The organism is Microvirga tunisiensis, from assembly GCF_009296175.1.
Taxonomy (GTDB): Bacteria; Pseudomonadota; Alphaproteobacteria; order Rhizobiales; family Beijerinckiaceae; genus Microvirga; species Microvirga tunisiensis.
Genome location: NZ_VOSK01000413.1, coordinates 1 through 4,829, shown reverse-complemented (window position 1 = coordinate 4,829; position 4,829 = coordinate 1). Strand labels below are relative to the sequence as shown.

At 55.5% G+C, this 4,829-nt stretch carries 4 protein-coding genes and 1 pseudogene; 2 read left to right on the top strand and 3 right to left on the bottom strand.

Going from position 1 to position 4,829, the window contains the following annotated elements; all coding sequences use genetic code 11:
• Nucleotides 1-142 (top strand): annotated as a pseudogene (locus FS320_RS38075) (ATP-binding protein); the annotation flags it as partial.
• Nucleotides 143-1,061: 919 nt separating this feature from the next.
• Here the strand turns inward: FS320_RS38075 and FS320_RS38070 are convergent.
• Together FS320_RS38070 and FS320_RS38065 are read right to left on the bottom strand one after the other, a co-directional pair.
• Nucleotides 1,062-1,286 carry a hypothetical protein gene (locus tag FS320_RS38070; RefSeq protein ID WP_152717468.1) on the bottom strand — a complete coding sequence of 75 codons (225 nt, stop codon included), beginning with the start codon at nucleotides 1,284-1,286 and terminating at the stop codon, nucleotides 1,062-1,064.
• Nucleotides 1,287-1,878: 592 nt separating this feature from the next.
• Nucleotides 1,879-2,088: a hypothetical protein gene (locus tag FS320_RS38065; protein ID WP_152717467.1), complete on the bottom strand. Its 210-nt coding sequence runs from the start codon at nucleotides 2,086-2,088 to the stop codon at nucleotides 1,879-1,881.
• A 184-nt stretch (nucleotides 2,089-2,272) separates the two neighbouring features.
• On the opposite strand from FS320_RS38065, the gene FS320_RS38060 reads away from it, so the two are divergent.
• The gene (locus FS320_RS38060) at nucleotides 2,273-2,662 is read left to right on the top strand and encodes a hypothetical protein (protein WP_152717466.1); all 390 of its coding nucleotides are present in this window, start codon (nucleotides 2,273-2,275) and stop codon (nucleotides 2,660-2,662) included.
• Nucleotides 2,663-3,126: 464 nt separating this feature from the next.
• Here FS320_RS38060 and FS320_RS38055 read toward each other — a convergent pair whose 3' ends face one another.
• The gene (locus tag FS320_RS38055; RefSeq protein WP_342211968.1) at nucleotides 3,127-3,666 is read right to left on the bottom strand and encodes an IS4/Tn5 family transposase DNA-binding protein; all 540 of its coding nucleotides are present in this window, start codon (nucleotides 3,664-3,666) and stop codon (nucleotides 3,127-3,129) included.
• Between the last annotated feature and the right edge of the window lie 1,163 nt (nucleotides 3,667-4,829).

The window sequence follows — 4,829 nt, the reverse complement described above, 5'->3', positions numbered from 1 at the left end:
GAACAAGAGCATCCGGGAGTGGACCGAGCTGCTGGCCGGCGACGAGGTGCTGGCCACGGCCATCCTCGACCGCCTGCTGCACCGAGCGCATGTTCTCAACATCAAGGGGCGCAGCTATCGCCTGCGGGATCTGGAGGAGGCTCTCCAGCGGGCTCACGCTTGAGCCGTCGTAAAACTGGATGTCGCCTTATCTCGTAAATCTCGGTGTCGCTTGACACCGTAACACGACGGGTCCGCCAAACCCCACCCTCACGCACTCGGCGGGTACGGGTCTCGCAAACCTCATCGTCATCATCCTCAACCACCACACGGCGAGCAGGGCCGCGTCGCTCAATAACCCTACGCTCGACCCGTGGGCGTTCCTCATAGGTGCGAACACCACCAGGACCAATCTCAACCCCCATTTGGGCCTGAGCGGGTACGCTTAAGCCGACGCTCGCTCCCGCGAGAATGAGGCTAGCGGCTGTTGTGCAGAATAAATTTCTAATCACACGTCCCTCCAACAAAGGTTCATTTGGGAGGTAACGTCCGAAGTATTGGGCTGTTCCTGAGCATGAATTGTGTGGAAGTACCGCTTTTTCTGTTCATTTACTGTTCATTTGGGGGCTGAACTGAGACGGTTTGATCCAATCCTCAGTAAGGTCAGATCTAAACACGCCCCTCAGTACGGCCAGTGACGCCAACCGTCTCCCGCAAGCGGCTGACCATCTCCTCACCCTTCGGCGTCAGCTGAGCAACACCCTTCTGCCCTCCCTCGGTCCCAGTCCTTGGCTACCAGCCCTGCCTTCATTGGTGGGGCTTCTTTGCTTCAGGATGCCTCTTTCCTGTCGCTCCCTGATTTCACTGGCTGGGATCTTGAGGCTGGGACCCTCGCAACTCGGGTGACACTAAATGCCTGTCAGTGGCAGCACCCTCCCCAAAAGAAAGAACCCCAAGCGAGGGGACTTGGGGCTCTCTTAGAGGACCATGAAGAAGATAGTCACGGGGGGATAGTCAGGGTCCTCGCCTTTGGTTTCTCAGTAGCGGTCGAAGTGGTGGGGGAAAATACGGCTCCGATGGATCTAGCACCAGACCACTCCAGAAGGAACGGGGCTTGCTTCGCGTGTTGAGGAACTTGCTTTGCGTAATGAGGAACTGGCTAAGGTATACAGCGGCGCGGCAACAGCAACTAACAAGCTACCCCCAAGCGGTGCAGCGAGCAATCCAACCATCAGATTATTCTGGCCAAACAAGAAGGCTGTAATCAGTCCGCCGATGATAGATAAAAACGCGTAAGCAACTACCATGTACCTCGCTCCTGATCGAGTATTTCAGCACATACATCCTATCTGCTAACAGAATGGAGCTTCGACGGTTCCAGTACACTTCATGCGGAGGGGCAACACGTGGTCATCCCCTCCTTGTTCCTGCAGAGGTATTTCCAATGTCACTGTCATGTCATCAGCAGCGATTTCGCGCTGGCAGGTACTGGCACCCCATCCGACTAACAAAGCCTGTCTGTGACGGTCACCTCCCCACAAAGAAAGAACCCCAAGCAGGGGAACTTGGGGTTCTCTCAGGGGACCATGAAGATTCGCGTCAGTCTGCCTTGGCTGGGGCACGAGGATGAAGAGAGCCTAGGCACAGAGACAACTCTGCATCGCTCCCTTAGGTCCCTCAGGGTTCCATCAATTCCGGCTAAGGTAATTCAGCACAAATCAGAAGCGCGACACTGGCTGCTGTTATCGCCGTGGTGACAAGCCCCAGATCAATGATTGAACCTGGATCTTCCGTGAAACGGACTAACTGCTTCAACAATGGTCTTCCCCAGCCGAAAATAACCTGTGTTAACTGAGTTAGTGCCGCCCGGTTCCTCCCTCTTGTCCTCTCCAGAAGAGGCTACCCATAGGGGAATGGTCGCTTGTTCACGACCCTCGTGGGTGGCATCGGCAGTTCCTTGAAGGTCAGCCCTACAGCAGCAGCCTTGATAGCCTCACGGCTCACTCCGAACTTCTTGGCCAGCTTTGCCCATTCCCGCTCTCCAGCTATGTAGCAGAGTCGCACCTCAAGAACCTGCTCAACCGTAAGCTTGCAACTGCTGCTGCTCATGCCCGACTCACCCAGAACGAAATGAGAACGTCTCATGCGATCAACGGGGCTGTCGATGGGATGGGTCCTGCACTGCAATAGAGGCTGTGGATGACTGTGGATTAGCATTGGCGTTCCAGACGGCATCAAAAAGCGGTCGGTACACGTTAGGTTAGAGTCACAAAGCCCAGTAGGGATTAGGGCCATGCCTGATGTTGAAATGACGATCCAAGTCGCTCAGGACAGGAAGGTAACGGCAATAGAGATTGCGCCTCTTGGGCAAACACCACAGCGTCTCGTGCTTGCGCTTGACGAGCTTGATAAACTGATTGGCGAACTTGGCAATGCAAGAAGCAGAATGGTCGAAGGGCAATCACCCCCAGACTTTGAGAGCGACGATGTGACAATCTCCACTGCTGCCAACACAAAGTGGCATATCCGGGCGTTTCCTCCCGCAGGTGCCTTGCTCGCGTTCTATCACCCGAAGTTTGGGCCAGTTGGATTTACCCTGCCAAGAGACCAGATCGCTCGGATCATTAGCTTCCTGACAGACCGATTTATCCTTCAACCAACTCAATCAGCCGAAAAGCACTAAGCTCCGCTTTAGCGGTCAGGTAAAGGTCAAAATAAGAGAGCCTGATGGGAGGATTACACCGTCAGACTCTTAAGTTCATCAGAAGGATCAACGAAGGTCGGGAAAAAGCCAGCCTTCGGCCTAACCCTTTGCTCTAAGCTTTGCTTTTCAGGGTTATCGCACAACAGGCTCTATTTGGTCCTGCTCCGCCACACGCTCGGTCGTTTCGGTTTCGCTCTTTACGCAATACCGTGGAACCCCGGACGGTGTCGGCATGAGATGGCGAAGGACCCTGAGATGACCACGCGGAAGCTTCGGCGAGGTTCCGCTAGCCTGTACGACCTGACCGATCTTGAACACATACTTTTTCATGGCGTTCCTCCACTTTGTGACGGCATTAACCGCTCCGTCGCCGGGTCTCACACTGATGCTGACCCAGACGTGCAAAGATCGCCGACACGCAGCTTATACCCAGTTATGCAAGGTCAATTGACGCAGCTTAAGCCGGGTTCCGCCATCAGGCATGACTGTGTTCGAGTTTGAACGAAGATTGCAGAAGGGTTAAGCCGCGTGTGAGCAGTCGCCGTGGAACCCTGCTCAGGTGCATATACACTGTAGGTGTACTTACCGCACCCGCTGAGGAAGCAGGCCCATCCGCCGCCCCGGACAAAACGGGTCCGGGTGGCTTGGAAATGGCCCTGAAGGATCGCGTGCTCGGAGACTTTGGGATTGGACAGGAAGCGGTAGGCCGCTTTGGTATTGGCCCAGTCCTGGCAGGCCAGCGGAAGGCTGCCGCCGACGGCACCGGCCATCTGAGTCAGCAGCTTACGCAGGCGCTGGCCAAGACGTCTGTCCTGGAAGCGACAACCGGCGAGTTCCCGCTCGACCCAGGAGGTGGCGTCGGTCCCATCTCCTGAGCGACAGGGAGGTGTGCCTTCATCATGGTCCGGCTCCCTTGCGGCCTTGCCATGACGGATAGCAGACGGTCCGGCGCGGGGCTGGCACGCAGGGATCAGCAAGATCACAGGAAAGCCGAGACAGAACCCTGTCCATGGGACACCTCTCACAGATGAGGAGGTCCCCACCAAGGAGTCACGCTTCGTGCCAGTCAGGCAAGCACTGCCGCTCAACCCAAAATGTGGGCAATTGAAAGATACACCGAGTGCTTACCCAATATCAGCAGCTAGATGATGGAAGCTTGTCGCTACGGCATCCTATTCAGAGATTGCCCGAGGAAGGGAGTATACCTGTCGATGAGTATCCTATGGCATCGCCGAAGCGGACTTAGCACAGGTACGCTGGCGCTCATTGCGGCTCTCTTTCTTTCCAGCCCAGTCTTTGCTGCCGACAAATGGACACCTCGCGGCAACGGGTGGGAGCGGTATACGAACGAGCGGTTTGGGACGGTCGCGGAGGTGCCAAGACACCTGTTCAAGCTTGTTGAGCCTCTGCCTGCCAACGGGATGGCCAAACGTTCAAAGCTGACGATGGGGCAGGACTATGGATCTCCGGGAGCTACGGGCCTTACGTTGTTACAGACACCTTCCAACAATACAAAACGTGGTTGCTCAAGCAGAAGGACTTGGACCGCGTGACCTATAAGGCTGAAGGGAAGAGTTGGCTCATACTCTCTGGAACCCAAGGAGCAAAGATCATCTACACGAAGGTTATTGAGGGCTGTCGCGCAGCCCGTGAGGTCTACATCGAATATCCCTTGTAGATGAACACCTTGTATGATGCTGATGGAGCTTGAGTTTCCCGGTCGCTCGGCTGCGCCTCCACACCAGCCTCTGTCAACGATGGTCAACATTTACGGGCAGACTAGCAGTCAATACAAATGCTCCGTGTAGGTTTTTGCATCTTGCGATGAAGGGCCTCTGTGCGTTCCTCAGCTTTTCTTCGGATGGCATCTGAGGTTGCGGCGCGTTCATCGGCTGTTAGTGCTTTTGATGAGGATGCTTCTAAGTCTGCTGGCGGCACTCTCTCAGCGGCAGAGACCACAGACGAACTGAAGACGTGGCTGAGCAGGGTTGCGATTGCCAGAAGCCGCATGGGTTCACTTGTAGTAGCTGGAACTTGATCTGACATTTGGCGTCCGAGAGTTGGTCGGGCTCATCTGTCCGATGATGTTTTCAAGCGGCGATCATCTTCTCCTTCGCTAACGGGATTGCATCGAGGAAGGTCTGCA